We start from the raw sequence: 26888 nt of genomic DNA, 5'->3' as shown, positions 1-26888 counted from the left end.
ATCAACCTGATTTTAATTTAATTGGTGTAATATGAAATTTAATATCCCCTAATCGCATATGAAAATTACAACATACCCCGGTAAATCATTCCCGCTTGGCGCTACATGGGATGGTAAGGGCGTCAACTTCACACTATATTCCGAGAATGCTACTGGCGTTGAACTTTGTTTGTTTAACGCTCCTAATGACGAAATTGAATCAGAAAGAATACAAATCACCGAATACTCTGAACTGATATGGCATGTTTATATCCCCGGTTTAAAACCCGGGCAGCTTTATGGCTACAGGGTGAGCGGCCCCTATGAACCCGAAAATGGACACCGCTTTAATCCTAATAAACTGCTGCTTGACCCTTATGCCAAGGCAATTTCCGGAACTATCAATTGGGACGATTCTTTATTCGGATACCAAATTGGCAGCCCGGATGAAGACCTTAGCTTTAGCGAGACCGACAATGCAGCCTTTGTTCCAAAATCAGTAGTTATTGATCATAATTTCGATTGGGAAGGCGACAAACCTCCTGACATTGAATATTTTAATTCGGTTATTTATGAAGCGCATGTAAAGGGTTTTACCAAAATGAATCCCCAAATACCTGAGAGCATCAGGGGTACGTACGCGGCTATTGGACACCCTGTAACTATTAAATACTTAAAGGACCTGGGTATAACTGCCATTGAATTAATGCCGGTGCACCACTTTTTAAACGACAGACACCTGGTTGAAAACGGCCTTACCAATTATTGGGGCTACAATACAATGGGCTTTTTTGCTCCTGATTGCAGGTACTCTTCCTGCGGAGTGCAGGGTGAGCAGGTAAGGGAGTTTAAAACTATGGTAAAGGAATTGCACAAGGCGGGTATTGAAGTGATACTTGATGTGGTTTACAATCATACCGGCGAAGGTAGCCACATGGGCCCTACCTTATCTTTCCGCGGCATTGACAACTCCTCTTATTACCGCCTTACCGAAGACAAACGATTTTACATGGACTACACCGGTACAGGCAACACACTTAATGCCAATTTGCCCAATGTGCTGCGCCTAATGATGGATAGCCTGCGCTATTGGATCCTGGAAATGCATGTTGATGGTTTCCGCTTTGACCTTGCCGCTACACTTGCCCGCGAATTGCATGAGGTGAATCGCCTGAGTGCTTTTTTTGATATTATTCACCAGGATCCGTGCATATCGCAAGTAAAACTAATTGCCGAACCCTGGGATGTTGGCGAAGGCGGCTACCAGGTTGGCAAGTTTCCGCCGGGATGGGGCGAATGGAACGGTAAATACCGGGACAGCATCCGGGATTTCTGGAGTGGTACGGAAAGTTCACTGGCTGAATTTGGCGACCGCATAACAGGCAGTTCTGATCTATACAAATTATACCGCCGCCCAACGGCAAGTATCAACTTTGTAACCGCTCATGACGGCTTTACCCTAAATGATCTTGTATCTTATAATGAAAAGCACAATGAAGCCAATGGAGAGGATAATAATGATGGCGAAAGCCACAACCGCTCATGGAACTGCGGCGTTGAGGGCCCAACCGAGGATGAAAAAATCAATGAATTGCGCGAAAAACAAAAGCGTAATTTTTTAACAACATTATTCCTATCACAAGGGGTGCCAATGCTGGTGGCAGGCGACGAGATGAGCCGCACCCAAAAGGGCAACAACAATACTTATTGCCAGGATAATGAAATTTCATGGATCAACTGGGAAACCATGGATAAAGATTTAATGGAATTTACCCGTAAGCTCATAAAACTACGAAAAGAGCATGCTGCATTTTCAAGAAAAAACTGGTTTAACGGCGAGGCCGTAACTAAAAGCGGAGTAGCTGATATCGCCTGGTTTTTGCCCGATGGATCTGAAATGAGTGAGGATAACTGGAATCATGATTTTGCCAAATCAGTTGCCATTTTTTTAAATGGTTTAGGACTACATAGCGTAAATGACGAGGGAAATAAAGTAATTGACGATAGCTTTTACGTGATATTTAACGCTCATGACGAACCACTTAGCTATAAGCTACCAACAAATAAATACGCTAAGGATTGGGAGCTACTTATTGACACACATAAAAACCCCAACGAAGAGGTAAAAGGCAAATTTAAAGCAGAGGATACTATACAAGTTGAAGGACGATCCGTTGTATTACTTCAGCATCAACTGATTCACAATGGAGAAACAAAACACCAATAACAGAACATTAGGTATTAATTTTAATTATCCCGGATTTGCACAAGTGAGGGTTTGGGCACCAAATGCAGGTGAGGTTTTGCTAAAGTTAGATGCGCTTGAGCATCCTTTAGTTAAAGAAGAATACGGATACTGGACATTGAAAACCAATCACCTTAAGCCCGGTGATAACTATTGGTTTAATGTAGATGGTAAACAATTACCAGATCCGGCTTCGTTACTTCAACCCCAGGGTGTACACGGCCCATCAGAGGCATTTGATTTAAAAGTTTTTGACTGGACCGATAATCAATGGCAAAATATTCCGCTTGCTGATTATATTATTTATGAGTTGCACACCGGCACATTTACCCAGAATAGTACATTTAAAGGTATTGAGGATAAACTGAACCATTTGGTTGAACTGGGCATTACAGCAATTGAGATTATGCCTGTTTCGCAGTTTCCGGGAGAAAGAAACTGGGGTTATGACGGTGTTTTTCCATTCGCGGTACAAAATAGCTACGGGGGCCCTGCGGGTCTACAGCAATTGATTAATACCTGCCATAGCAAAGGTTTAGCTGTTATTTTGGATGTTGTTTACAATCACCTGGGCCCGGAGGGTAATTATTTTGCAAATTTCGGACCCTATTTTACAGATAAATATCATACCCCCTGGGGCAGTGCTATCAATTTTGATGACGCAGGTTGCGACGAAGTAAGACGATATTTTATTGAGAATGTATTGATGTGGTTCCGGGATTTTCATGTAGATGCCCTGCGCATGGATGCCGTACACGCCATACGAGACTTTAGTCCGAATCATATTTTACGGGAGATCAATCAGCACGTGGCCCAACTAATGGAAGAATCGGGAAGAACCCATTACCTGATAGCCGAGTGCGACCTTAACGACACCCGTTATATTAACCCCATTCAAAAAGACGGATATGGTTTTAACGCACAGTGGATAGATGAGTTTCACCACTCCTTGCGCGTAACAGCTGGTGGTGAACGTAATGGTTATTACACAGATTTTAATGGCATATCCGATTTAGCAATCGCTTACCAAAACGGATACGTATATCACGGGCAATATTCCCAACAACGACAAAAAACCTTCGGCACAACAACCGAGGGTATCAACGGGCAACAATTTGTGGTGTTTTCCCAAAATCACGACCAGGTGGGAAATAGGATGCTTGGAGAGCGCTCAAGCCAATTGTTCAGTTTCGAGATGCAAAAGCTAATGGCAGGCGCGATTATGGTTAGCCCGTTTTTACCGATGCTATTCATGGGCGAGGAATGGAGCGAACCCAACCCATTCCAGTTTTTTGTAAGCCATACCGACGAAAAATTGATTAAAGCTGTGCGAAAAGGCCGTAAAGAAGAATTTGCCGATTTTCATTCACAAGGGCAAGCTCCAGACCCGCAGGCCTTATCCACTTTTGAAAACTCCAAACTAAATTGGCACTTATTGGACAAGGGATTGCACAATGTAATGCTGCGGTATTACAAAAGTCTTATCAAACTAAAAAAACGACAGCCAGCTATTAAAAGCACTAATCGCGAAAATATAAGTGTCACCGTTGATGAAACAACTCAAACATTAATGATTGAACGATGGACCGAAGAGCAAAAAACACTTAGCCTGTTAAACTTCTCCAGACTATATCAGGATATAAAAATCCCCAACGGAATAAATCAATGGCAAAAACTGTTTGATTCTGCCGAGCCTAAATGGAACGGACCAATAGCCTCTGCAGAGATTATAAGTACAGGCAATATGCAGCTCCCCCCAGAGTCTGTACTCATATATACTCAATATTATGCATAACCCCGTTGCAACGTATAGGATCCAGTTCAATAAAAACTTCACCTTTAATCATTTAAAGGCTATTATTCCTTACCTCCAACAATTGGGGATCAGCACCTTATACGCCTCCCCTATTTTTGAAGCCGCACCGGGCAGCACACATGGTTATGATGTGGTTAATCCCTTGGTCATCAACCCGGAGATTGGCTCCTTGCAGGAATTGGAATTAATCAGCAAAACACTTAAAAAACACAACATTAGCTGGTTGCAGGATATTGTGCCTAATCATATGGCCTATCATCAAAGCAACAAATGGCTGATGGATGTGCTGGAGAAAGGTAAACGATCTGAATACGTTGATTTTTTTGACATCATTTGGTCGGCTCCGATCTATAATAGCCGGCTAATGGTTCCTTTTTTAGGCGAACCGTTTGAAGATGCATTAAAAGACGGGCAGATTAAAATAGTTTTTAAAGAAAATAGTTTTGCTTTTACATACGGTGAACAGTATTACCCGTTGAATCTGCATGCCTATATAACCATTCTGCAAATTACCAAAGAACCTAATGAATTAATTACGCTGTTAATTGCAGAGGCAAAGGAACTACAGCAAGCAGATGATAATATTTCTTTCGGTATCCGGTTTACGGAATTGAAAGAACAACTGGCTTCTATTTATAAACATGATGATACAAAAAAATTCATCCAGGCATCTATTGATAAAATAAATAAGGATACATCATTATTGCAGCAAATATCAAGCGAGCAATATTACCAGTTATGCTTTTGGCAGGAGACAGAAAAGCAGATCAATTTTCGCAGATTTTTTACGGTGAATGGGCTTATCTGCCTCAATATGCAACTTCCAAAGGTGTTTGATAAATACCATGAGCTGATTAAATCATTACTAGATAAAGATATTGTACAGGGCCTTCGTTTAGATCATATCGACGGATTGTATGATCCCGCCGAATACCTGGAACGCCTGCGCGCACTTACCGGCAACGAAACCTATATTGTAGTAGAAAAGATATTGGAAGACGGCGAAAAATTTCCGGATAGCTGGCCGGTACAAGGCAGTACGGGGTATGATTTCCTGGCGGCAATAAACAACCTGTTTACCCAAACAGAAAATAAAAAAGCTTTTGCAGATTTTTACCGCGAGTTTACTAAAGAAAAACAACCTATAACCAAAGCGATTTTTAATAAGAAGTCGCTCATTTTACATGAGCACATGGCCGGCGAACTGGAAAACCTGTACCAGTTATTTTGTGATCTGGAACTTGCAGATCAGGATGCAATAAAAACAAATGATATCAAAACTGTAATAGCCGAATTTTTGATCAGGTGCCCGGTTTACAGATATTATGGCAATAGTTTCCCCCTGCCACTTGATGAACAAAAAGCGGTTACAGAAATATTTAAAAGCATCCGTGATGCTAAACCGGAACTTGAAAAAGGCGCAGATATGTTGCAAAACATATTGATTAAAGAAAATGATGATGATGTGGGCCAGCGCATACTACAGTTTTACCAACGCTGTATGCAATTTACAGGCCCGCTGATGGCCAAAGGAGTAGAAGATACCCTAATGTATACCTATGATCGGTTTATCGGTCACAACGAAGTTGGTGATACGCCAAAAACTTTCGGACTATTGGTAGATGAGTTTCACAGTACTATGATTCAAAGACAGCAGCAATATCCGCTGGCTATTAATGCAACATCAACTCATGATACTAAACGAGGTGAAGGTGTAAGGGCAAGATTAAATGTTTTAACTGATCTTGCTGAGGATTGGTTAAAAATGGTCGCGCACTGGCAAAATATTAACAGCAAATTTAAAACTGATGGTGCACCCGATGCCAACGACGAATATCTTCTTTACCAAAGCATAACCGGAAGTTTCCCGATGCCAGGGGAAGATGACGATTTCTTAAACCGCCTGCAAGAATACCTGATTAAAGGTTTGCGCGAAGCTAAACGCCATACACAATGGGCAGAGCCAAATGAAAAATATGAAGAAAGTTGCAAAAGATTCATTGAATCAATACTGCAACCACAAAGCGATTTCAATTATAGCTTTCAACCATTGCTAAATAAAATCGCTGATTACGGCATTATAAACTCTTTAGCGCAAACTATTCTAAAATTCACTTGCCCTGGTACCCCAGATGTTTACCAGGGTTGCGAATATTGGGACCTGAGCATGGTTGACCCTGACAACCGCCGCCCGGTGGATTATGAATTAAGAGCCAATAATTTAAACCAATTAACTAAAGATAATGTCTCCTTTGATGAGCTATGGAATAAAAGGCAAAATGCCAATATCAAACTCTGGCTTACTCAATTGTTGTTTGGTGAACGAAAAAATAATCCCATAATTTTTGAAAAAGGCTTATATATACCTTTGGCGGTTACAGGGAAATATGAGAAAAATATAATGGCCTTTGCCCGGCAATATCAAGGAGATTGGTACATAGTGATTATACCTCTTCATCTGGCTCAAATAAGCCCAGACCACCGCAACCCAGGCTCCATCAATTGGGAAGATACACATATAGAATTGCCTGTTGAGGCCCCACTAAAATGGCATAATCTATTATGCGAAAAAGCATCAGAGCACAATTTGGTTATCAAAATGAGCACCATATTGGACCAGGTGCCCTTTGCCCTGCTTAAAAATATTAAACTATAAAAAAGCCGGATGGAAATAAATCTCCATCCGGCTAAATCACTCTAAAACAATCACCTCTTATTAAATAGGAAGTTATAACAATAATATATAGATGCTTTTACAAGAGCCTATTAATTAAATGTTTAAACAAAGGTATCTATAATATACTGGGACTTTATCGGCGACCCATCATTTTTACGGGGTACTGACACAGCACAAATTGAATTTAATCGATTGTATTAGCAATACATTAAACCCTTTATGAATATATCAGTAAGCAATAGCTTTTTGCTTCTAATTTCTTCGAGATGTTCCTTACGCGGGAAACTGGATTTCTTTTGAGACACGGCACCCACCCTGATACCATGCATAGCATCTAAAAGCAGGTCAACAACCTCTTCGGAGTTTTCAATAGGTTTTATAGTGCCCTTTTCAATTTCAACTTTAACGGCATTACTCAACAAAGTAAGTTCCGCTTTGTGCACTTGCTCAACAATTTCCCAAATGGTATCCGGTAAATTTTGTTCATTAAGCCTGAAAAAATCGAAGAAATTATAATTCTTTACAATAAAATCATGATGAGTATTGATCTGGAAAACAAAGGCTTCTTTTAAATTATTAAAAGTATCAATGTTATCTTCAAGCAACTTTAAGTATTCATTAGCCAGCTTACGCATTACAGCTATATATAACTGGCTTTTATCAGGGAAATAATAGTACAGCAAAGCTTTCGACATAGAGAGGTCACCGGCAATTTCATTCATCGTGGTTTTTGAATAACCATAATGTAAAAATCGCTCATATGAGGCTTCTAATATCTTTTCCCTTTTTATATCCTGATGGTCATTCACTGCAGCCATTTGTTATATAAATTATACAATCTGTAATCAGCAACCTAAATTCCTGACTTTTTAAACAAATCTATCAAAAAATCTACATATAAATATGGCAACCCCCATTTCGTTACGTGTTGTTAAAACAATTTTACATTCGTAGTATTTAACTAATGTTGATTAATATAAAATAACATGAATATCGAAAACAGGTTACCCCCTGATCTGCTTGACTTTTCCCAACAACTTCCAGCCATAGTATGGAATCTCCTGATAGCTGTAATAGCTATCCTTGCAGGGCTGATTATAAAGTATATTGTTACCCTCTTATTCAAATTTTACGCTAAAAAGGAAGAATCCTACTCCTTTTTCAGGTCGGTGATAATCAATTTAGGCCCTGCTATAACTTATTTTATCCCATTGTTTTTGCTAAACCTCTTTATCCCCATCATGAGGATGGATAAAATTTATGTTACTCCGCTTGATAAAACAATTGAAATTTTACTGACAATATCTTTTGCAGGCATTCTTGTACGCTCCATCCGGATTTTAGAAGATTACATCTATCACACCTACGATCTTAATAAAGCCGACAACCTGGTGGAGCGCAAAGTGCGCACACAAATTCAATTTATACGTAAGTTTTTAGTGGTTGTAATTGTATTTGTTACCATAGCTATCATCCTGCTTAGTTTTGAAAGTATGCGTAAAATTGGCACGGGCTTATTAACAGGTGTGGGAATAGGTGGTATTATTGTAGGTTTCGCGGCGCAAAACTCTTTAGGAAATTTGCTGGCCGGTTTCCAGATAGCGTTTACACAACCTATCAGGATTGACGATGTTTTAGTGGTTGAAGGCGAATGGGGGCGCGTAGAGGAAATAACCCTAACTTACGTGGTGTTGAATATATGGGATAAACGCAGACTGATTCTTCCCATCAACTATTTTATTACAAAACCCTTTCAAAACTGGACAAGATCCTCGTCCGAAATATTGGGAACAGTATTTTTATATGTGGATTATACCATTCCGCTTGAGGCTATCCGTAAAGAGTTTGACCGGTTGATTGAGCTATCACCGCTTTGGGATAAGAAAGTTAAAGTAGTGCAGGTTACCGATACCAAAGAAAACAATATTGAAGTACGCGTACTGATGAGTGCACACAATTCATCCGATGCGTTTGACCTGAGATGCTACATCAGGGAAAACCTGGTAACCTTTATCCAACAGAATTACCCGGGTAGTTTACCAAGAATTCGTACCGAGGTTAGCAATCTTGAAAAATACTTGCAGCCTAAAACTGATAATTAAGCTGCATTTGATAATTCAACTCCACTGCCAATTACAAGCGCATCTTCAATAGCGCCAACAATCGGGTCAATAACATGACTGGTTTTAACCGCATTCTTACGAAGAAAATAACTACCAAATGTGGAAGCAAAAGCAGCGGCCCCACCAATTAAGGCGCCCATGGCAACTCTGCCTCCAGTTGCTTTATAAACACTTGCCCCGGCAAAAGCTCCCGAAAGCATCCTGAAGGCAAGTACGGCAGGCTTGATACGATTGGGTGCCGAAGGTAATTTATCGCCTATTATTTCGCCTATGGCTAAAACCTTCAATGCAAGTGCCACATTTTTTGATTGCATAAACCGCAAAGGTGAATGATCAAGATTTTTTGACTGGTGATGACTTAATATATGGCTGACAATAACAGGCGCCGATGTTGAGCGCATACCGGCTAGGGCTCCAAGACCAATAACCTGCCAAAAGGGATGTGATATTTTGAGTTCCATAATTGACGTTTGATGTTTGTTATACATATAAAACTACACACATCTTATTATGTTCTAATTAAAAGCATAAATCAGAGCCCTTTAAAGCAAAATAGCCGCACACTTTTCAGCATGCGGCTATTTGTTTATGATTTTGCCTATTAAATTAAACCGTTTCGGCTTCTAATACTTCTATATGTTTCTTTTCTTTTTTACCAAAAAGCCTTGCTTTAAGGTTGTGACGGATAAGATACATACATGGCACAAGAATTAAAGTAATAACGGTTGCAAAACCTAAACCAAATATCATTGTCCAAGCCAACGGTCCCCAGAAGGCAACGTTATCACCACCAAAGTGAATATGTGGTTTAAAGTGTGTGAACATCTCCACAAAATCGATATTAAAGCCTACAGCTAATGGTATTAAACCTAAAATGGCTGCAGTGGCCGTTAATAAAACTGGCGTCATACGGGTGTGTCCTGCCTCAACTACGGCATCATGAACGTTTGCACCCTGCTCTATCAACATATCTGTAAACTCTACAAGCAAGATTCCGTTTCTGACCACCACACCGGCAAGAGCGATGATACCTACCCCCGTCATAACTATAGCCATGGTCATGCCAAAGATACTTACACCCAATAACACCCCAATGATACTAAAGAAGATCTCACTGATGATGATGAATGTTTTACCGATAGAATTAAACTGGATCATTAAAATGATCAGGATAAGCCCAAAAGAGGTAGCAAGTGCACCACCAAGGAAAGTAACCGCTTCCAGCTGATCTTCCTGGCCACCACCCTGCCTGATGATGATATCATCAGATTTTTTAAAGTTGGCTATAGCCTTTAAGATATTAGCATTTACCTCGTTGGCATTATACGGTTTTATTACGCTTGAACCTAAAGTTAATACCCTGCGCTGTTGTTTACGCTTAATGTTACTATAGGTATTGGTATACCTTATATCAGTAAATGCCGATATAGGCACCTGGCGTATGGCACCACCGGTGGCAAGGTCACGATAAGTTATTTTCATGTTGCGTAACTCATCTATATTACCACGCTGTTGTTCCAATGCCCTTACCTTTATCTGGTAATCATCTTCTTTGGTATTCCTAAAATCGCCTGCTTTGGCGCCAAAAATGGCCGTACCAAGAGCCTGACTTATCTGCGATGTACTGATACCTTCGCGGTTAGCCCTTTCACGGTCAATATCAAAAACTATTTCGGGTTTATCGTTTTGAACATCGGCAACCAGGTTTTCAATACCGGCAATATTTTGCTTAGCCAGGTAACTCTTTAAACGATTGCTGGTGTTTACCAACGAATCCAGGTTATCACCTATTAGTTCAATACTAATATCTTTTTGCACCGGCGGACCACTATTTTCCTGTGCTACAGCAATTTTAGCTCCTGGTACGCCTTGAACAGCTGCGCGAATCTTTCGCAAAACCTCCTTGGTATCCTTACCGTTACGTTTACCAAATTCAACAAATGCAACAGTTACTTTACCTTTATTTTGATAATCGCCCTGATCTTCATCCGTTGGGTCGGTTACGCCCTTGGTAACGTTTGATATTACGGATGATACAATATCCTTATCAGGTTCAACAACCTGTGCAACACGCTGTTCCAGCTTTTTAGTTACCTCGTTGGTAGTAGCCTGGTCAGTACCTATAGGCATAGTAATGTAAACGTATGCAAAGTTTGGATCGCCAGACGGGAAAAACTCAGGCGTTTTGCCTCTTACCACCATCAATAATATAGCAAACACAAACAGTGCAAATGTACCCAACAGCACTATTACAGGCCTTTTAACAGCACGCTCCAACCATTTGGCATACCATTTTTGAAAACGCGGCCATACATTGTTTTGAAACTTGTCTATTATCCTTAATAACACAAAGTGATTTAACAGGTAAAGCACAATAGCAAGTGCCAGTAAATTGCCCATACCCATAGTCCAAATACCCGCGAAAAACAATCCATAGCTTAGTATGGCAAGTACCGCCAAAATGAGCAATACACGTAAGGTTTTCTTATCAAATTTAGGATTATCATGTTCGCCTTTAAAGTGTGGTTTCATAAAATCAACCGCAAAAACCGGGTTCATGATATAAGCCACCACTAACGATGCCAACAAGGTAATAATAAGTGTTATTGGCAGGAAGAACATAAAGTGCCCAATCAAACTATTCCAGAATGCCAACGGAACAAAGGGAGCCAATGTGGTCATGGTACCTGAAAACACTGGGAGAAACACCTCGCCTGCTGCCATCTTAGCTGCTTGTTTAATTGGTATTTTTCCGTTATCAAAAATACGGTGTGTGTTTTCAATTACCACAATGGCATCATCCACCACAATACCTAAAGCCAGCAGGAACGAGAATAACACGATCATATTTAGTGTAAACCCAATGGCCGGCATTATTAAAAATGCAATAAAGCACGATAGCGGTACAGATAATGCCACGAAAATAGCATTAGTTGTACCCATGAAGAACATCAGAATAACTGTAACTAATATAAACCCAATTACGATGGTGTTGATAAGGTCATTAAGAGTGGTACGTGTCTTGTCCGACTGATCACCTGTTACTGTAATATTTAATCCTTTAGGGAAAACTGTTTTTTGTTTTAGTTTGATCAGCTCATTGATCTTATCAGATGCCTGGATCAGGTTCTCTCCTGCCCTTTTACTTACGTTAAGGGTAATTACATTTTTAAATTTAGGATTTTCTGGCGTTTTTAAACGTGCATAGCTCTCCTGTTCTAAAAACGAGTCTTTTATTTCGGCAATATCGCGCAGATAAACTGCTTGTCCCTTGGGGTTACGAATAGCCATTTCAGATACCTCCTGGGCATCTTTAAAATCCTGTTTAATATCAATACTACGGCGAATACCATCAGTTTTTACTGTACCTGCCGTTGTTAAAATATTTTCGTTACCAATTGCCTGGGTAATATCATTAAAACTAACCTGTGCTGCGGCCATCTTATTCAGGTCGACATTCACCTGTATTTCGGGCGTTAAAGCACCAACCTCATCAACTTTTGAAATCTCCTTATAGCCTTCAATCTCGTCCTTCAAAAGATCAGCATACTCTTTTAATTTCTTGAGATCGTAGTCGCCGGATATATTGATATATAAGATCGGGAGATCGGCTACGTTTATATCAGATATAACAGATTCCTTAAGGTTATTATCATTTTGAGGCAAATCCTGTTTGGCTTTATCCACGGCATCTTTTACATCAATTTTGGCATCTTTAATTTTAATATTAGCCTGAAATTCGGCTGTTATTATAGATACATTTTGTACCGAGTTTGAAGTAACCTTTTTTAGGCCCTTTAATGATTTTAACTGCTTTTCAATTTGCCTTGTTACCAGGTTCTCGATGTTTTGAGGAGATTGGCCTGCAAAAGTTGTGGTAACAAACACTTTAGATTGCGCTATATCCGGAAAGTTCTCCTTTGGCAGATTGTTATAGCTGATCAACCCCAATACTGTGATCAAAAATATGAGCACATATATGGCAGTTTTATTATCAATGGCCCAGCTTGAGGGCCCGAATTCTTTAGTTGAATCTTTCATAATTGACAGATCAATTGTTAATATAATTAATTAGCACTCTGTAAAACTTTGATCTTATCGCCATTTTCAATATCTGAAGCCCCTTCTGTTATCAGCTGATCGCCGGCTTTCAAGCCTGAAAGTATTTCAGTCTGCCCGCCATAAGTAGTTCCTGATTTAACATTAACCCTTTTAGCAATTCCGTTTTCATTAATGTAAACAAAATCTCCATCTTCTGATTTTTGGATAGCTTTAACAGGTATGGCAATTGCGTTTTCCTTGGCGTAATTAGCTATTTGAATAATAGCTGTCATATTAGGGCGTAAGGTTTTACGCACAGGCAACTTAATTTCAACACCAAAGCTTCTTGATGTTGGATCAATCACCTTGGCGGCAAATGTTACTTTGGTAACTAATGAATCCTTTGCATCGGGTACTAAAATTTTCACTTCATTACCAGTATTTACACTTCCTGAATAAGATTCAGGCACATCGGCCTTTATTTTTAAAACATCAGCATTAACAACACGGATACCTGTTTGACCCGGGCTTGCTACCTGGCCCAATTTAAGATCCATTTGATCAACAGTACCGGTTATTGGTGACACAATACGGTATAAACCAGCCTGTTGCTTTAAACCAGCCAAAGCCTTTTTGCTACTTTGCAATGTTGTTTGGGCCTGTAAAAACTGTACTTCGGTACCTATTTTTTGATCCCAAAGATTTTTTTGACGATTGTATAAAGTCTGATTTAACTCCACCTGCGCTTCAGACTGCGCTACATTTTGTTGCATTACGCTGTTATCTAATTGTGCAAGTACCTGCCCTTTAGTTACATGCTGCCCAGGTTTAACAAACAGGCCTGTAATAATTGCAGAAGCCTGTGGATATGCGGTAACGTTATCCTGCGCATCAATTTTACCCTGCAATTGTACGTAGTTCGTAAAAGTGACTTGTTTAATAACAATAGTGCTTACATCGGTAGTTTTACCCGAATCAGCTGAACCAACCTCCGATTGCAGCTTGGCTACTTTTGAATTTATATCGGCCTGTTGTTTCTGCAGGTCGGCAAGCTCCGTTTTTTTGTCTTTTGGTTTGTTGGTGCAAGCTGCCGCTAAAAGAACCAGTACCGGTATGTATAATATTTTTTTCATGTCTTTTTTATAATAGTGAGTTTAGTTATATTGTTTTATTGAATACGTCCGTATGCCTGGTCAAGATCAACTTTGCTAACCAATGCATCATATAATCCCTGTATATATTTGTTATCAGCATCTTCAAGTGCCGTTTGGGCTTGTGTAACTTCAATACTTGAGCCTACACCTTGTTGATATTTTACTTTGGATACCCTTAAAACTTCCTGGGCCAGCGTTTGGTTGCTTTTTTGATTATTCAACGATTGTAAACCGTTAATAAATGTGATACGCGCTTGGTTAGCTTGCAGGCTCAGCTGGTTTTTAAGGTTATACAAATCATTCCTTGATTTTAATACCGTGATTTGCGATTGCCTAACCTGGTTAATTCGCTGCCCGCCATTATAAATAGGAATACTTAATGAAATACCAAAATAGGTAGATGGGTAGCTTACGCTATATAACTGGCTGAAGCTGTTATTTTGATAAGTAATAGCTGAGCTTCCGTTTAATGATAAAGAAGGTAAAAAGGTCGATTTTTTTCTTTTCAGGTCAAGTTCATTCAGTTTCAAATTGGTTTCTGATAAATTATACTCAATCCTGCTATGATAAAATGAGGTATCTGAAGTTACGCTTGCATCTGCAATGCTATTATCAATATTAACGTTTTCCAACTTATCTTTCAATGTCAAGTCATTCTCGATAGGCATACCCATCTGAAATTTCAAAACCTGGTAATTCAGCACCAGCAATCGTACCACATTTTCGCGATTGGTTAACAGATTATTATATTGCACGGTGATACGATCAACGTCAATTTTTTCCACCAAACCTTGCTTATTTTGTGCCACAGTTTGATCCAGTTGCTGTTTAAGCTGATCGATATTGGCATTTAACAACTTTATCTGCTGATTACTAACCAACACTTGATAATAGGCTTTAATAACCGCTACTGACGCGTCTATTTTAGTGCGGGTTAAGCTCCTTATCGAAAGTTCTTTATACGTTTTGGATGCTTTTAATCCTACCAAATAACTGCCATCAAATAATATCTGGTTTAAAGTTAAACCCAGATTGCTGTTGTATTTTTGATAGATACTAAAATTAACAGGATCAAATGTTTTCGCCGCAATTACTTTGCCATCTGACCCCTTTACACCCTCCTGGTTTAGTACATAATATAAGCCATTTAAAGAGTTAGGGAACAAAATAGATGGTGTTTTGATATAATCCTGAAAAGATGCCGATGCAGCGATCTGCGGCAAACCAATCCCTATAGTTTCTTTTACTTTATATTCTGCACTTTTAACATCAAGGCCGGCATTTATAACTGCGGTTTGGTGTTCGTGAGCGTAGTTAATACAATCCTGTACACTAAAATTAAAAGTTTGGTTATTAGGTGGCGTTTCCTGGGCATAGCTTTTAATGGCTATGGCACAAAAAAATGTTGCCGTAAAAAGTAAATATTTCATTGTATATATTGTTGTTGTTGATTTTTTATTTAATACACTTTACGGCCTCAAATATCCCTGCCATCTGTGACAGCCGTATGTCAGCAGACTTTTATTCTTCCTTTATATTTTTATACTGATTTAAAAGCTTGTAACCTTTAAGTGTACAAATACCATAGTTAAAATGATCTAAAAACTGCACCTGCACCTTCCATGTATTAAATTCGGCTACAGGGAAAATGGTGGTATTAAAACCCAGCTCAACTGTATTTACCCTCATCCGGGCAACTATCCTTACGTCAATTTCAGATCTGATATAGCCCTGCTTAATTCCTTTTGTTAACAATTCTTCCAGCGTACTTATTAAAACCTCTGATTTAAACCGCTGAAATTCGGCCCAGGCCTCCGGATGATATTTTTGCATATCATGGATCACTATCGGGTTGATCCTTGAAAACATCTCTTCTGAGCACTTGGTCATGGCAATCATCTCCTCAATCACATTGGCAGATTTGCTGATGTATTCCACCATTTCCTCTTCATCCTCTTTTAGCTTCTTTTTTACCAGTGCTGTTACAAGCTCATTCTTATCCTTAAAAAACTGGTATATGGTTTTTTTCGACATACCCAAATGTTTGGCTATATCATCCATGGTTACGCTTTTGATGCCTGCCTTTAAAAACAGCTCCTCGCCCCCGTGTATTATTCTCTCTATTTGACTCATTGACTTTCTTGGTCAAAACTAAGGAAACATTTTGTGATTTCAAAGTTTCCAAACGAAATTACTTTTCTCAGACAAAAGGTTGCAGATGTGCAGATTTCAAATTCCAGATGTACAGATGATTGCCGCATGATTTTATTCTATTAACTATCGATCATCGGTAAATTGGACATCCAAACGCAAATTAATTTGTTCATTTAAAATCTGCATATCTGTCATCTGCATATCTGCACATCTATTTTCTTATCTTTGCAAAAATTTATATTTTATATGACCCTTACTCCACTTTCAGCAATTTCGCCAATTGATGGCCGCTATAGAAACACCACTGCTGAACTTGCCGGTTACTTTTCAGAATTTGCTCTCATCAAGTATCGTGTATTTGTTGAGATAGAATATTTCATCGCATTGGTTGAATATCCTTTACCTCAGTTACAACAATTTGATAGTAATCTAACAGAAAAGTTACGCGACATTTACAGAAAATTCACTGAAGCGGATGCTGAAAGCATTAAAGTGATTGAAAAAACAACCAATCACGATGTTAAAGCGGTGGAGTATTTCATCAAAAATGAGTTTGATAAATTAGGTGGTCTTGACCCTTATAAAGAGTTTATACATTTTGGATTAACCTCGCAGGATATAAACAATACAGCCATTCCTTATACTTTTAAGCTGGCCATCAACAATACCTACTACCCCGCTATAACCGAATTGGTTAATACCTTAAAAAGCTACGCAGCCGACTGGGCACAAATCCCCTTGCTTGCACATACCCACGGGCAACCAGCATCGCCAACACGTTTGGGTAAAGAGATTGAAGTGTTTATTGAACGTATAGAAGGACAATTAGTCTTATTAAAATCGGTTAACTATTCGGCAAAATTTGGCGGAGCTACAGGTAACTTCAATGCACACCATATAGCTTATCCGGGTAAAGACTGGAAAGCTTTCGGTAACCATTTTGTAAATAACATTTTAGGATTAAGCCGCTCACAATTCACTACACAAATTGAGCATTATGACAATTTTGCCGCCCAGTGTGATGCCCTGAAAAGGATTAATAATATATTGATTGATCTTGACCGTGATATGTGGACGTACATATCCATGAACTACTTTAAGCAAAAAATTAAAGCTGGCGAGGTTGGCTCTTCAGCCATGCCACATAAGGTAAACCCAATTGACTTTGAAAACTCCGAAGGTAACTTAGGTATCGCTAACGCCTTATTTGAACACCTGGCTGCAAAACTGCCAATATCAAGACTTCAGCGCGATTTAACCGACTCAACCGTTCTGCGTAATATAGGCGTACCGGTGGCCCATACTTTGATCGCGATAAAATCAACTATCAAAGGCTTAAACAAATTATTACTTAACCAGGACGCCATCACTGCCGATCTGGAAGCTAACTGGCCCGTTGTTGCCGAGGCCATCCAAACTATTTTAAGACGTGAAGGTTATCCTAACCCCTACGAAGCACTGAAAGACTTAACCCGTACAAACCAACAGATAAATGCTCAAACAATATCGGAGTTTGTTGATACGTTAAATATAAGTGACGAGGTTAAGAGTGAATTAAAGCAAATAACACCATTAAATTATACCGGGATCTAATTCTAAAAACCCGTCATTGCGAGGCACGAAGCAATCTCTACACAGGCAGATCGAACTTCCATTTCTCCTCTGTACAGCATAGAGATTGCTTCGTACCTCGCAATGACGCGCTTTTTTTACATGTCTGCACATTTGCAATCTTCCCGTCATAACACGTTAACTATTGCATTTAAACAAAAAAGCTACTTAAATTTGTTAATTCCATTTTAAATATAGAATTCACGATGAATATCAACGTATATACAGAATCAACGCCAAACCCGGCAACTATGAAGTTCATAGTGAACAAGTTGCTAATTAATGGCAGTGCCGACTATGCTACAAAAGAGAGCGCCGAAAAATCACCTTTCGCTAAAGAATTATATAAGTTTTCTTTTGTAAACGGTGTTTTTTTCGCCAGCAACTTTGTTACTATCACCAAAACTGATGATAGTGACTGGGCAGATGTTGAGCCTATTATGAAGGAATTTGTAAAAGGCGCGGTTGAATCAGAACTAAAAATCCAATTAGAAGAGCAATCTGAAGAAACAAACTTTGAAGGTTCTGAAACTGAAGTTAAAATCCAGCAGATTTTACATGATTACGTTCGCCCGGCTGTTGAGCAGGATGGTGGCGCTATTTCTTACCGCTCATTTAACGAGGGTGTGGTAACTGTTGAGCTGCGTGGTTCATGCAGTGGCTGCCCGTCATCAACCATAACACTTAAAGCCGGTATCGAAAACCTGCTCAAACGTATGGTGCCCGAAGTTACCGAGGTGGTATCAGAAGCATTATAAGATTGACATTGATTTATTCGAATTGAACGAATTGATCAGATACATGAATGGCACAAATTTAATCGAATTACACTAATTTGTGTTCGATTAAATTTGTGCCATTTTCGTTTGAGAAAATTCGTTCTTATTCGTGAAATTCGTGCTTGTTAAAATTCGTTCTTATTCGTGAAATTCGTGTTTATTAAGATCCCTACTCCTCTTTTACTTGAAGTACTTTTGAATAGAAGTTAACAATTCTTCGGTTATCTTTCCGTTAGTTGCCAGCAACTCTCTTGTTTCCAGCACTTCGCTTCCACCTTTAAAATTTACTACCTGGCCTCCGGCTTGCTTTACAATTACTATACCTGCCGCCACATCCCAGGCGTTTAAATTATATTCATAAAAGGCATCAAACCTACCGCAGGCGGTATAAGCCAGATCAACGGCTGCAGAGCCTATTCGTCTTAACCCATGGCTGCTTTTCATAAGCTCGGCAAATAGTTCAATATACGCTGCCTGCTTCCCAAAATCATAATATGGAAAACCTGTTGCCAATAAGCTGGTGGCTACTGTTGTGTTTTTGCTTACGCTTATCTCCTTGCCATTTAAATAAGCAGGTGCATCTTTCCAGGCATAAAAACATTCATCCTGGTTTATTTCATATACAACCCCTAGCACCAGTTCGTCGTACTCCTTCAACGCAATACTTACCGAAAACGCCGGTAATCCATGTATAAAATTGGTGGTTCCATCCAACGGGTCAATTATCCAGTTATAACGTTCTCCAATTGTGGTTGTGGTTTTTTCTTCGGTAATAAAGCCGGCTTCGGGCAATACTTTCCTTAGGTCTTCAACGATTATTCGTTCGGCAGTTTTATCAACGTATGATACCATATCGTTGAGTCCTTTATATTCAATTTTATTAGAATCAAAAGTTTTACGCTCCTGCCTTATAAAATCGCCCGCCTGTTTAGCAATTTCAATTACCTGGTTCGCTATGTTCGTGAGTGCCATGATGTCTTAATGATAAGCTGAATGAAAATACCTTATGTATAAAAAAGCTTGCAAAAAACAAGCTTAATGCGGCACCGATACGTGCTAAAGGCGGATAGATCCCGAAAACCTGTATCAACACCTTAATTACAAACAAATTTGCAAAAAAACCAATGCAGGCCACTGATGCAAAGCGGAAAAACTGTTTATATGCCGATAGTTTTGACTCCGTGAAAACCAGGTAACGGGTAACTAAAAAATTAACGATCACTCCCAACGCAAACGATATGGCTAATGACAATGTGGAATTACGAACTGTAATTGAGCCTATAGGATAAGTGTGCCGAACCAGTAAATTATGATAAAAGAGATAGAACGCAGATATATCAACCAAAAAACCGACACCTGCCGAAAGTACAAACCTGAACACCTGGTTATCCAAAAGCCTGTATGCCTGCTTTGTATTAGCCATGCTGCAAAGTAGCTGTTTTTTTGTTTTTTAACCCGTTTATAATTAAAGCAGCACCGCCAATTACCATAATCAATGAAATCATTTCGGCTTGAGTAAAACTGACGCCGGCTACGTGGTATTTTGTATTTACACGGATTAGCTCAATAAAAAAGCGTTCAACACCGGCCAATATCATATAAATACCAAACAACACACCTGAACTTTTTATTCGCTTGCGGATGCTCCACAAAAAAGCAAATAACAACAAGCCAATTATGCACTCATAAAATGAAGTAGGATATACAGGATATTGTAATTCATGGCAAAACTTGCCAACGCAATTGACCATGGCTACTCCTTCATCATTAACATTATGCGGAAATTTGAACGACCACATCCAATTTGGCGCCCAGCTTAACCATTGTGGTTTTGGATTAAGGTTAACAACACCCCAATCACCATCGCCAGACATCTGGCAGCCAACACGCCCAAGAGCATAAGCCAGCATCATACCAGGGCCACCAATATCCAGCATATCCAGTGGTTTAATACCATGTTTCTTGGCTATGTAAAGTACCGCTGCACCGCCACAAATAAGGCCGCCATAAAAGGTTAATCCGCTAAAGCCAATCAGCATACCAACCGGGTCTTTCATAAAATCGCCCCAGTTTTCAAGCGCGTTAAATAATTTAGCGCCGGCAAAGCCAAACACTGCCGCCCAAAGCAAAATGCTACCCATTAATTCATGCGGATGAGCTGTTACTTCTTCTGTTTTTGGTTGAGCGAGCTTTTGCTTATCACTCTCATAATAGGCCCAGTAAGCAAAAGCGGCCGCACCTATGATACCACCCAGCCAATTGCCACGTGTTGATAAAAGAAACTCCTGTGGGTTATCTAAAAGCAGATGATAGTTTAGTACAGCATCAATAATTTTGTAACCTAAAATAAAGCCGAATATCCCATTGCCTATCAACTCATTAACAGTAGCCGGCTGGCCAATGGTAACAGTTTTTTTAAAGCTATGGATTACGCCAAGTTTCTCTTTTCTATCAAACTCCTTTGCAAAAGCCCAATAAGCTGCCATAAAAGCTATCGCCACAAAAAAACCAAAAGTTTGAATAGGTAATGGTAAATTAAAGCCAAAAAGGTATTGAAGAAGCGATGTTATGGTAGGAAACATAGGTTAAATTTTGAAGCGAAGATAATGTTTTAATGCATTAATATTTCCTGGCCTTCTGTTATTTCGACGTCACCATCGGGTGAAATATTTGTTAAGTAAACCGTTTTCAATTCATTAACTAATATAGGATCATACTTAACTTTTACCTTTACGTAGTTACGGGTAAACCCGTGCATGTACCCCTCTTTTATATCGCGCTCAAACAAAACTTCTTCATTTTTATTGAGTTGGGTTTCGTAGAAAGCCCTGCGTTTTTTATCAGATAAAATATGCAGCATCTTACTCCTGTCGTTACGGGTTGAGCCGGGTACTACCCCACTCATATCTGCAGCCAGGGTGTTTTCCCTTTCAGAATAAGTAAATACATGCAGGTATGAAACGTTTAGTTCATTCAAAAAATTATAGGTATCGATAAAATCTTCCCTGGTTTCGCCCGGGAAACCGACAATCACGTCTACACCAATGCAGCAATCTGGCATCAGCTCTTTTATTTTGGCTACGCGGTTTACATACAAGTCGCGTTTATAACGGCGGCGCATTAAACCCAATATTTTATCTGAGCCTGATTGCAATGGAATATGAAAATGCGGAACAAACCGTTTTGAAGTAGCAACAAAATCAATAATCTCGTCGGTGAGCAGATTTGGCTCAATAGATGATATGCGGATACGGTCAATCCCTTCAACTTCATCCAATGCCTTTACAAGGTCGAAGAACTTATCTTCACGCTGACCGTTTCTGATCCCGAAATCGCCCAGGTTAACACCTGTCAGCACTATTTCCTTTACTCCTGATAAAGCTATTTCCTTCGCCTGCTCAATTACGTTTTGGATAGTATCGCTCCTGCTGGAGCCGCGGGCTAAGGGAATGGTGCAAAAGGTACATGAATAATCGCAGCCATCCTGAACTTTCAGGAAAGTACGGGTACGATCGCCACCAACAGAATAAGCCGGTACAAATTGGTTAGCCTCACTTACTGGTTGGTTATAAACTACAGCTTTGGGCTTTTTAGTAAGATCGGTAATATGATCAATGATCATGAATTTTTCTGCAGCACCAAGCACCATATCAACACCAGGTATTTCGGCAATTTCCTGAGGTTTTAATTGGGCATAACATCCCACAATAGTTACATACGCGTTAGGTGAAATCTTAAGCGCTTCTTTAACTATCTTTTTACACTTTTTATCAGCGTTTTCGGTAACCGAACAGGTGTTGATAACAAAAACATCGGGAGTATCGGAAAACTCGACCGTATCATAACCGGCCTTGCTAAACAGCCTGCCGATAGATGAGGTTTCTGAGTAATTCAGTTTACAGCCTAAAGTATAAAAAGCGACTTTCTTATTCATTTCAAAGCTGCAAAGGTAAGCAATTTGTGAATTAGTGAGTTGATGAATTAGCTATTTTTACTTTTGGCTTAATTATTAAGTTAACAACTTAAAAAAGAAACATAAAAAAAGCCACCAGGTATACTGGCGGCTGCAGACAAACTGATTTATAGCTTAAGCTAATACTTTACTTTTTTGAATATTATATTCTTCTTCGTTTAAAATACCTTTCTCCTTTAATTCATAAAGTTTATGTAACTGTTCAGATATCCCTGGCTGATCTTTTACGCCATGGCTGGCAGGCACATTAACAACAATATTATTTATATTGTTATTGGCACTAAACGTCCGGCCAAACAGGGCATTGTAAGTATCAACCTGACTACCCAATGTAAACAGATCAATAATCCAGCCGATGCCAAATAAGCCAAGGGTAAAAAAGTACAGAATTCCCATACCTGTTTTATTGAGGTAAAATTTGTGCACCCCAATAACGCCGAAAAAGAACCATAAAATGTACGCTGTTGATTTAGACTTCATTTATTTGTGATTTTAGTTTAAGATTAGTCCACCTAAAGTAAACAATTTATTAAGATCCCAAAACTTCAAATCAGGCTTTTATCGAAAGCTATACAAAATCATATTCCTTTCCACTCATAGCTCTTGTTCTCCAGCCCTATCAGATCAATAACCCGGTTCACAACCGTCATGGCCAGCTCTTCTATGGTTTGAGGTTTGCTGTAGTATGAGGGAATAGCCGGGCAAATAATACCACCGGCTTCCGTAACTGTAGCCATATTACGGATGTGGATGAGATTAAACGGCGTATCGCGCGCCACCAGGATAAGCTTCCGGCGTTCTTTGAGGATCACATCGGCAGCACGACTGATCAGATCATCAGAGATCCCTCCCGCTATCCGGCCGAGAGTGCCCATGGAGCATGGAACAATAACCATAGTATCAAACTTAGCCGACCCTGACGCAAAAGGGGCCATGAAATCATTTTTGGCGTAAAACTTATAATTGTATTTACTATAGTCTTCGTTATCAAGCTCAAAACGCCAAACATCCTTAGCGTTATCAGACATTACGACTGCAACTTCCTGTATTTGATCTTCTAACTGACTTAACTTCTTTAATAACAGATCGGCATAAATAGCGCCGCTTGCACCCGTAATAGCAACTACAATCTTCTTCTTCATGACTCATCAATAACTACCCAAACAGATAAAAGTTACGGGCATAAAAAAGGGTCGAATAACTTGTACCCGACCCTACATCTACCTATGAAAAACATGCCCTTGAGAGGGCAATACAAATGTACTAACAGTTTTTATATAAAAAAACAAATTTGTAAAAATAATTTTACGTTATTTTTCTATTAAGATAAATTCTTTTCTATTAGAAGCTGTATAATTCCATCAACCATACCTACCCGGGGAACATAGATCTGCTTTATACCGGCGTTTTTCATCACAGTCATATAAATTTCACAGGCAGGAATAATTACATCGGCCCTGTCCTGGTTTAAACCAAGTACGTTTATACGGTCTTTTAGTGAAAATGAATTGAGATAAGTATAAAGCGATTTCAGTTTACCAAATGCCATTGGCGCATCGTCACCTTCTTCGGCCAGTCTGTGGATTTTGTTGATATTGCCACCGGTTCCTATGCCTAACAATTGTTTGTAGCCACGTGTATGCTCGCGGATAAAATCTTTCATCTCGTTCCAGGTTTCTTCAGAGTCCTGGTTATCCAATATCCTGATAGTACCAATATTAAATGATTTGGAAGCCATCAGTTCCCCGGCCGAGAAAAGTGAAAGCTCGGTACTGCCACCACCAACATCTATATATAAATAGCTTTTGCTTTTGTCAATAGTTTGTTCGGCATGACTGGCATATATCACTTTAGCCTCTTTTGAACCATGAATGATCTCCAGATCAATATTGGCTTCCTGTTTTATCAGTTTAACTACATCATCGCCATTTTTAGCTTCACGCATGGCCGATGTAGCATAAGCCAGGTAATCCGTCACCTTATAAACATCCATAAGATTGCGGAATGCACTCATTGATTTTACCAGGTCGCCGGCTTTTTTATCAGAGATGTGTTGCTGAATAAAGGCATCATCGCCGAGGCGCAACGGCACCCTGATTAAAGTGTTTTTCTTGAAAGAATAAGAACCATGATTTTCAATAATATCGGCAATAAGCAGCCTTACTGCGTTGGAGCCAATATCTATAGCTGCGTATCTCAATTTTGTTTGTTTTTAGTTTTAAGGTAAGTATATATCTCTATCTGCGCACGATGAGAATCGGCCGAATTAGTTTTATGATATTTGTTGCTGTTTGTGCTGTTTATTTCGCGTGCCTTGGTGTTATCCTGCAGTTGTATGTTGATCATATCCTTCACTTCCTTACGCAAGTGCTCATCTAAAATCGGGAAACCAACCTCTACCCTGTTATCAATATTCCGGCTCATAAAATCAGCCGATGTAAGGTAGATCAACTCGCTACCACCGTTGCAATAAATGTGTACACGTGCATGTTCCAGATATTTATCTACAATGCTTATCACCTCAATATTTTCACTGAAACCTTTTACACCGGGAACAAGGCAGCACATACCACGGATGATCATTTTTATTTTAACACCGGCATTGCTGGCCTGGTATAATTTATTAATCAGGCTTTCATCGGCAAGGCTGTTCATTTTTAATATCATGTAAGCCTTTTTGCCTGCTTTAGCATTCTTTATTTCGTTATCTATCAGTTTGTAAATGCCTGGCCTTGAATCAATGGGCGATACAATCAGCGTCTTTAGTCCTTTCGGCAGCACATTCCTTTTAAGGGCTTTAAACACATCAGCAAGATCATCAGTTATCTTTTTGTTAGCTGTAAAAAGCGTATGGTCTGCATAGATCTTAGCAGTTTTTTCATTAAAATTCCCTGTTGATAAACAGGCATAATTTACCACCTTTTGTTTTTCCAAACGGCTAACCAGGCATATTTTTGAGTGTACCTTGTAACCTGGCACTCCATAAAGCACATTTACGCCCTCTTCTTCTAACCTGTTGCTCCAGAATATGTTGTTCTGCTCATCAAACCGTGCACGAAGCTCTACCAGGCAATTAACCTTTTTGCCGTTTTTGGCAGCGTTTACCAATGCGTGAATGATCCTTGAATTCTCGGCAAGGCGGTAAACCGCTATACTGATTTCTTTAACCTTAGGATCAATAGCAGCCTCGCGTAAAAAATGAATAATGTAATCATATGACTGGTAAGGCGTGCTTACCATATAATCCTTTTTAGCAATCAGTTCAATCAAACTTTTGCCAAAAGAAAGATCCTCGACAGGCAGAGCAGGATATTTAACAAACTCCAGTTCGGGCGAACCAACATTAGGAAATGATATAAAATTTTTAAAGTTATGATACCTGTTACCGGGGATCAGGCTCTCGCCATGCAGCCCCATTTTGGTTACCAGGTACTTTAACATATCCATCGGCATTTCGGTATCGTAAAGCAAACGCATAGGTGTTCCTTTCTTGCGTTTTTGAAGGCTTTTGGATAGCGCGTCAATAAATTTTCCGCTTAGTTCTTTATCCAGATCAAGCTCTGCATCGCGGGTAAGCTGCAATGAATAGGCCTCAATACTGTCATGATCAAAAATGAAAAATATATCCTCCAAACTGTACCTGATGATATCATCCAGCAGGATAATAAACTTCAGGTTATTGGTTTCGGGCAATACCACAAATCTTGATAGCGTATCAGGAAACTCAATAAGCGCAAACCTTGATTTTTTATTTTTGGTGAGCTTAACAAAAAAGTAAATGGCTCTGTCGCGCAGTTCGGGCAGCGGCAGGCTATCATCCAACATAATTGGTACCAGCGTAGCCAGTAATTTCTCTCTGAAATAGTTTTTAACAAATGCCCCACGGGATACATTAAGCTGCTTATCATTCAGGATAAAGATCTTTTCCTCGGCAAGCTGTTTAACTATAATGTTTTCGTACAGGTTATTGAACTTGCGCTCCTGCCGTACAACGATGTTTTTTATCTGATTAAGGAGCTTTTTAGGGTTATACCCTAAAATCTCCTTCGATTTTTCGTTCAAAGCGGCAAGGCGGCTCATGGTTGCTACCCTCACTCTATAAAACTCATCAAGATTGGATGAAAATATCGCTAAAAAACGCACCCGTTCAATTAATGGAACAGTGGGATCAGCAGCTTCCTGCAAAACCCTATCGTTAAAATATAACCAACTTATTTCCCTGTTTATTAATGGTGCCTGTTTATCCATAAAAATTTGTGCCCCCGGGCCACATTTACAAAGCTGCTTATTTATTTGTTAACTTAATATTAACTCATCTGCATTTTGAAGGTTTTTA

20 protein-coding genes are annotated in these 26888 nt (G+C 39.4%); 6 read left to right on the top strand and 14 right to left on the bottom strand.

Going from position 1 to position 26888, the window contains the following annotated elements:
• The first annotated feature begins 58 nt into the window (after nt 1-58).
• The 3 genes from glgX to treY are packed head-to-tail and all read left to right on the top strand — an operon-like array spanning nt 59 to nt 6696.
• Nucleotides 59-2206 carry a glycogen debranching protein GlgX gene (gene glgX, locus Q0R88_RS02270; protein WP_295711750.1) on the top strand — a complete coding sequence of 716 codons (2148 nt, stop codon included), beginning with the start codon at nt 59-61 and terminating at the stop codon, nt 2204-2206.
• Complete coding sequence (gene treZ / locus Q0R88_RS02265; RefSeq protein ID WP_295711748.1) at nt 2184-4019, top strand: malto-oligosyltrehalose trehalohydrolase; 1836 nt, start codon at nt 2184-2186, stop codon at nt 4017-4019. Before glgX ends, treZ begins: the two co-directional genes overlap by 23 nt.
• Entirely contained in the window at nt 4012-6696 is a 2685-nt protein-coding gene (gene treY / locus Q0R88_RS02260) for a malto-oligosyltrehalose synthase (RefSeq protein WP_295711746.1), read from the top strand. Before treZ ends, treY begins: the two co-directional genes overlap by 8 nt.
• A gap of 218 nt (nt 6697-6914) precedes the next feature.
• Here the strand turns inward: treY and Q0R88_RS02255 are convergent, their stop codons facing one another.
• Nucleotides 6915-7535 (bottom strand): TetR/AcrR family transcriptional regulator, encoded by a 621-nt coding sequence (locus tag Q0R88_RS02255; protein ID WP_295711744.1) that lies wholly within the window; start codon nt 7533-7535, stop codon nt 6915-6917.
• 168 nt (nt 7536-7703) lie between these two features.
• On the opposite strand from Q0R88_RS02255, the gene Q0R88_RS02250 reads away from it, so the two are divergent.
• The gene (locus Q0R88_RS02250) at nt 7704-8819 is read left to right on the top strand and encodes a mechanosensitive ion channel domain-containing protein (RefSeq protein ID WP_295711742.1); all 1116 of its coding nucleotides are present in this window, start codon (nt 7704-7706) and stop codon (nt 8817-8819) included.
• Here the strand turns inward: Q0R88_RS02250 and Q0R88_RS02245 are convergent.
• The 5 genes from Q0R88_RS02245 to Q0R88_RS02225 all read right to left on the bottom strand — a co-directional run bounded on the left by Q0R88_RS02245 (nt 8816) and on the right by Q0R88_RS02225 (nt 16168).
• Nucleotides 8816-9301: a DUF4126 family protein gene (locus tag Q0R88_RS02245; protein WP_295711740.1), complete on the bottom strand. Its 486-nt coding sequence runs from the start codon at nt 9299-9301 to the stop codon at nt 8816-8818. The genes Q0R88_RS02250 and Q0R88_RS02245 overlap by 4 nt on opposite strands.
• 145 nt (nt 9302-9446) lie before the next feature.
• Entirely contained in the window at nt 9447-12881 is a 3435-nt protein-coding gene (locus tag Q0R88_RS02240; protein ID WP_295711739.1) for an efflux RND transporter permease subunit, read from the bottom strand.
• 26 nt (nt 12882-12907) lie between these two features.
• Entirely contained in the window at nt 12908-14014 is a 1107-nt protein-coding gene (locus Q0R88_RS02235; RefSeq protein WP_295711738.1) for an efflux RND transporter periplasmic adaptor subunit, read from the bottom strand.
• A 35-nt stretch (nt 14015-14049) separates the two neighbouring features.
• Complete coding sequence (locus Q0R88_RS02230; RefSeq protein ID WP_295711736.1) at nt 14050-15465, bottom strand: TolC family protein; 1416 nt, start codon at nt 15463-15465, stop codon at nt 14050-14052.
• 91 nt (nt 15466-15556) lie between these two features.
• Nucleotides 15557-16168: a TetR/AcrR family transcriptional regulator gene (locus Q0R88_RS02225; RefSeq protein ID WP_295711734.1), complete on the bottom strand. Its 612-nt coding sequence runs from the start codon at nt 16166-16168 to the stop codon at nt 15557-15559.
• Between the two features lie 267 nt (nt 16169-16435).
• On the opposite strand from Q0R88_RS02225, the gene purB reads away from it, so the two are divergent.
• Both purB and Q0R88_RS02215 read left to right on the top strand, forming a co-directional pair.
• The gene (gene purB, locus Q0R88_RS02220) at nt 16436-17782 is read left to right on the top strand and encodes an adenylosuccinate lyase (RefSeq protein ID WP_295711732.1); all 1347 of its coding nucleotides are present in this window, start codon (nt 16436-16438) and stop codon (nt 17780-17782) included.
• 224 nt (nt 17783-18006) lie between these two features.
• Nucleotides 18007-18558 carry a NifU family protein gene (locus Q0R88_RS02215; RefSeq protein WP_295711730.1) on the top strand — a complete coding sequence of 184 codons (552 nt, stop codon included), beginning with the start codon at nt 18007-18009 and terminating at the stop codon, nt 18556-18558.
• A gap of 201 nt (nt 18559-18759) precedes the next feature.
• On the opposite strand, the gene Q0R88_RS02210 is transcribed toward Q0R88_RS02215, so the two are convergent.
• The 8 genes from Q0R88_RS02210 to ppk1 form a co-directional block, all read right to left on the bottom strand.
• Nucleotides 18760-19551: an inositol monophosphatase family protein gene (locus tag Q0R88_RS02210; protein ID WP_295711728.1), complete on the bottom strand. Its 792-nt coding sequence runs from the start codon at nt 19549-19551 to the stop codon at nt 18760-18762.
• A complete protein-coding gene (locus tag Q0R88_RS02205) occupies nt 19517-20002 on the bottom strand; it encodes a GtrA family protein (RefSeq protein WP_295711727.1) in 486 nt (161 codons plus the stop codon). The genes Q0R88_RS02210 and Q0R88_RS02205 overlap by 35 nt, the downstream gene beginning before the upstream one ends.
• Nucleotides 19995-21161 carry a prolipoprotein diacylglyceryl transferase family protein gene (locus tag Q0R88_RS02200; protein WP_295711725.1) on the bottom strand — a complete coding sequence of 389 codons (1167 nt, stop codon included), beginning with the start codon at nt 21159-21161 and terminating at the stop codon, nt 19995-19997. The genes Q0R88_RS02205 and Q0R88_RS02200 overlap by 8 nt, the downstream gene beginning before the upstream one ends.
• A gap of 29 nt (nt 21162-21190) precedes the next feature.
• The gene (gene mtaB / locus Q0R88_RS02195; protein WP_295711723.1) at nt 21191-22513 is read right to left on the bottom strand and encodes a tRNA (N(6)-L-threonylcarbamoyladenosine(37)-C(2))-methylthiotransferase MtaB; all 1323 of its coding nucleotides are present in this window, start codon (nt 22511-22513) and stop codon (nt 21191-21193) included.
• A gap of 153 nt (nt 22514-22666) precedes the next feature.
• Nucleotides 22667-23032 (bottom strand): NINE protein, encoded by a 366-nt coding sequence (locus Q0R88_RS02190; RefSeq protein WP_295711721.1) that lies wholly within the window; start codon nt 23030-23032, stop codon nt 22667-22669.
• A gap of 98 nt (nt 23033-23130) precedes the next feature.
• Nucleotides 23131-23694 (bottom strand): UbiX family flavin prenyltransferase, encoded by a 564-nt coding sequence (locus tag Q0R88_RS02185; protein WP_295711718.1) that lies wholly within the window; start codon nt 23692-23694, stop codon nt 23131-23133.
• 179 nt (nt 23695-23873) lie between these two features.
• The gene (locus tag Q0R88_RS02180) at nt 23874-24752 is read right to left on the bottom strand and encodes an ethanolamine ammonia-lyase reactivating factor EutA (RefSeq protein ID WP_295711717.1); all 879 of its coding nucleotides are present in this window, start codon (nt 24750-24752) and stop codon (nt 23874-23876) included.
• Nucleotides 24749-26800: a polyphosphate kinase 1 gene (gene ppk1, locus Q0R88_RS02175; protein WP_295711716.1), complete on the bottom strand. Its 2052-nt coding sequence runs from the start codon at nt 26798-26800 to the stop codon at nt 24749-24751. Before ppk1 ends, Q0R88_RS02180 begins: the two co-directional genes overlap by 4 nt.
• Nucleotides 26801-26888: the final 88 nt, after the last annotated feature.

Source organism: Mucilaginibacter sp. (assembly GCF_025362475.1).
Taxonomy (GTDB): domain Bacteria; phylum Bacteroidota; class Bacteroidia; order Sphingobacteriales; family Sphingobacteriaceae; genus Mucilaginibacter.
The sequence above is the reverse complement of the archived record's forward strand: the minus strand, read 5'-3'. Positions and strand labels throughout refer to the sequence as shown.